This window comes from Lamprobacter modestohalophilus (genome assembly GCF_016583905.1).
Taxonomy (GTDB): Bacteria; Pseudomonadota; Gammaproteobacteria; order Chromatiales; family Chromatiaceae; genus Lamprobacter; species Lamprobacter modestohalophilus.
The window spans coordinates 1-3,188 of record NZ_NRRY01000128.1 but is presented as its reverse complement, the minus strand read 5'-3'; the positions used below and the strand labels follow the sequence as shown (position 1 = coordinate 3,188).

The following is a 3,188-nucleotide window of genomic DNA, read 5'->3' as shown; positions in this document are numbered from 1 at the left end:
ACCCGATCCAAGGCGGCCATCATGAACGCTCGCCCAGCGCAGCACGCAGCTTCTGGCGAGCCCGGAACAGCCGCGTGCCAGCCCCTGCGCCGCTGAGGCCAAGCCGCGCGGCGATCTCTTGCTGCGAGTAGCCGTGCAGCACCTGCAGGATCAGTGGCTCGCGATATTCCTCAGGCAGCGCACGGAGCGCCCGGCGCAAGACAAAGGCGTCGGTGGAGGTGTCATAGTCCTGCGCAGGCTGCGTCGGCAGCTCCTCGGTCGGCATCGCGCTCTCGCGCGGTTGGATGCGCTCGAAGCGGCGCGCATTCTCGCGGCGTACGATGGTCTTCATCCAGCCCAAGGCAGCCGCTGGGTTCTGCAGCCGTGCGAACGAGCGCCAGGCCCGCAGCAGACTGTCCTGGACCAGGTCTTCAGCGATCTCTTTGTTACCGGAGAGCCGGTAGGCGTACTTGAAGAGGCTGTGCCGATGGGTCTCGGCGAGGGCCTCGAAGCTTGGCGCCTCGCTGGCGGTGGTCGATGGGGCGGAGGTCAGCGCGGCAGAAGCAGACATGGAAGGACTCCCGAAGTCGATGAGCAATCTGCCTGTCCTAGTGCAGCCGTCGTGCCAGCTTTTAATGCCTTGTTTTTGTTTGTCTTTCGAGAAAGCGAGCAAGACCAATAGAACGTTTCGTTAACACGTTCCGTTGCAACGCGGTATCGGTTCGCTGCAGTGCGGTCATCAGCTGTCGGTCATCGGTACGAAAGATATGCTGCGCACGGCGGGTCTTCATCCGGTATTCCAAGCGCTATCCGCGTCGCGCAGCAGGCTCCACCCATGAACTGTCTCTCCTTTCGCCGCCAACTGTTGGTCGATCCGCAAGGACGACAAGCCGATCTCCAAGCCCATGCGGCGCAATGCGCGCCTTGTGCGCGCGCGCTCAAGCGGGCGCTGGCCTTCGAGGCGAGCCTCAAGGCGGCATTGCTGCTGGATTATTCAGACGGTGATGACGACGACGCGCATCGCGAAGGCGAGTCCGATGACCGTGGCGATGCCGACCCGCAGGAGTCGGTCTATTGCGTGAACGGTTGCTGAGACAACCTCCTCTTCCTCGTCCCCGTCGAGAGATTCAGCGCCATGTCGACACAGCGACCGCTTCAAAGACCGCTCGCCGGCCTGACCTCCTGTATTGGCCTCATCACCCTACTGAGTGGCACGCCCGTGCTGGCCGAGACGACGATCGAGGGCCGGATCAACGGCCTGCGCTGTGCCGAGGGCGGCCATGTCTGCCCGCTCGAGAATCTGGATGCCCATCTCTCATTCGAGCTGGAGTTGGTGCTGCAGTTGTCCGATGGCCAGTACTATTTCCTCTCCAACGTCCCGCGCGACACCAAGGTCCGTCATGTGCGCAAGCAGGCCAGGGTGATCGGCACGGTGGTTGAGCCTCATCGATGGATCTCTGTCGACAGACTGCTCGTCGAGGATGGTGATGGCTACCGCGAGGTCTGGAGTCCGCAGGCGCAGCAGCAAGCCTTTGAGGATATCTATCACCGTGGCTGGGACGCCACGCCACCAGTCAGTGACCCGGTCAGCGAGCGGCGCTGATGCGGGTGCCCTTACCCGCCGATTGGATCGAGCTGTTGCAGCTGGCACGGCGGGCGGCGACCGATGTCCATGCCATCACGGACGCCGATATCGCGCGCCTGTGGTCGCTGGGACTGAGCGATGCCGCTGTGGTCGAGCTGGCCAGTGTGATCGAGCTGTTCATCGCGCTGAGCTTCTTTCTCGATCTGTTCGCGGTACCGCTGGATGAGCCGCCGAGCGCAGACTCTGACCGCAAAAACGACAGTTGAAATCTCCTCACGCCAGGTTCGGCCTTCAGACGCTCCGAGAGTGAACAACAACCTATTCGTAAGCCAGACCTTGTAGGCCCAGAGCACCGATTAGGCCTCGTCGTCGGACTCCCGGCGCCGGTGTTGGCCGAACAGGAGCCCAACGCAAAGCACCGCGACCACCCCGGAGACGCCGAGCTGGATGGTCAAGGCAAAGCCGCCGCTTTCCGACTGCCCCTTCTGCATCGCGGTTTACGCGACACAGCATTCAGCGAAACGGCGTCCGGTGCGAACAGCCCCCCACGTCAATGGTGCCAATACGCAGGAAGAAACAGGATCAACAGGGTAAAGATCTCCAGCCGCCCGGCAAGCATACCGAAGACGCCGAGCCATTTGACCACATCATCGACGCTTGCGAAGTTGGCAGCGACCTCACCCAGGCCGGGACCGAGCAGGTTGACGGTCGCGACGACAGCGCCGAAGGCCGATTCCAGATCCAGTCCAGCGGCCATCATGGCGATGGTCAGCGCCAGGCAGACCGCCACATAGAGCACATAGAAGCCCCAGATCGAGAACAGCACGTCCTCCATGATCGGGCGCTTACCGACCTTAATGGTGATCAGCGCATGCGGATGCGCCAGCTGTTTGAGCTGGCGAATGCCCAGCTTGGCCAGGATCAGCACACGCAGCACCTTGATGCCGCCGGCGGTAGAGCCACCGCAGCCGCCGGTGAAGGAGAGCACCACCAACAGCAGCGGGATATGCAGTGGCCAGAGGCCAAAGGTGGCGGTGCCGAACCCGGTGCTGGTGAGGATGGAGGCAACCTGAAAGGAGCCATAGCGCCATGCCTCCGCGAGCGTCGCATAAGCCGTGGTCATGAATAGGCTGAGACTGATCAGCAGCGCGCCGACGATGAAGATCAGCAGGTAGACCAGCACCTCGGTATCACGCAGATAGGCACCGAGATCGCGTTTATGCCAAGCCAGGAAGTGGACGGCGAAGTTGACTCCGCCGGCGACCATGAAGACGATCGCGATCAGCTCGATGGCGACGCTGTCGAAATAGGCGAGGCTCGCATCATGGGTTGAGAAACCGCCCGTCGCCACCGTGGTGAAGGCATGGCCGATGGCATCGAAGGGGCTCATGCCGGCCAGCCAGTAGCTCAGTGCACAGGCCGCAGTCAGCGCGAAGTACAGCGTCCAGAGCACACGCGCGGTCTCGGCGATGCGCGGGGTCGGCTTCTCGTGCTTGGCGACGCCGGAGGTCTCGGCCCGATAGAGCTGCATGCCACCGACACCGAGCAGCGGTAGGATTGCGACCGCGAGCACGATCACGCCCATGCCCCCGAGCCATTGGATCTGCTGGCGATGGTAGAGGAT

The 3,188-nt window shown here is 62.8% G+C and carries 6 protein-coding genes; 3 read left to right on the top strand and 3 right to left on the bottom strand.

Annotated elements, in window-relative coordinates; all coding sequences use genetic code 11:
* Positions 1–19 precede the first annotated feature (19 nt).
* Positions 20–550, bottom strand: a complete 531-nt coding sequence (locus tag CKO42_RS26195; protein ID WP_200252282.1) for a sigma-70 family RNA polymerase sigma factor — start codon at positions 548–550, stop codon at positions 20–22.
* Between the two features lie 264 nt (positions 551–814).
* Here CKO42_RS26195 and CKO42_RS26190 point away from each other — a divergent pair, with 264 nt between their 5' ends.
* From CKO42_RS26190 to CKO42_RS26180, 3 genes are read left to right on the top strand one after another with little or no spacing between them, the layout of a single operon-like run.
* Positions 815–1,072 (top strand): hypothetical protein, encoded by a 258-nt coding sequence (locus CKO42_RS26190; protein ID WP_200252266.1) that lies wholly within the window; start codon positions 815–817, stop codon positions 1,070–1,072.
* 42 nt (positions 1,073–1,114) lie between these two features.
* On the top strand, positions 1,115–1,582 hold the full coding sequence (locus CKO42_RS26185; RefSeq protein ID WP_200252263.1) for a hypothetical protein: 468 nt from the start codon (positions 1,115–1,117) through the stop codon (positions 1,580–1,582).
* Complete coding sequence (locus tag CKO42_RS26180; protein WP_200252260.1) at positions 1,582–1,830, top strand: carboxymuconolactone decarboxylase family protein; 249 nt, start codon at positions 1,582–1,584, stop codon at positions 1,828–1,830. Before CKO42_RS26185 ends, CKO42_RS26180 begins: the two co-directional genes overlap by 1 nt.
* Positions 1,831–1,920: 90 nt before the next feature.
* On the opposite strand, the gene CKO42_RS28095 is transcribed toward CKO42_RS26180, so the two are convergent.
* Together CKO42_RS28095 and CKO42_RS26175 are read right to left on the bottom strand one after the other, a co-directional pair.
* Positions 1,921–2,055 (bottom strand): hypothetical protein, encoded by a 135-nt coding sequence (locus CKO42_RS28095; RefSeq protein ID WP_274601190.1) that lies wholly within the window; start codon positions 2,053–2,055, stop codon positions 1,921–1,923.
* Positions 2,056–2,114: 59 nt separating this feature from the next.
* Positions 2,115–3,188: TrkH family potassium uptake protein (locus CKO42_RS26175; RefSeq protein ID WP_200252257.1), on the bottom strand; the 1,074-nt coding region annotated here is incomplete at its 5' end.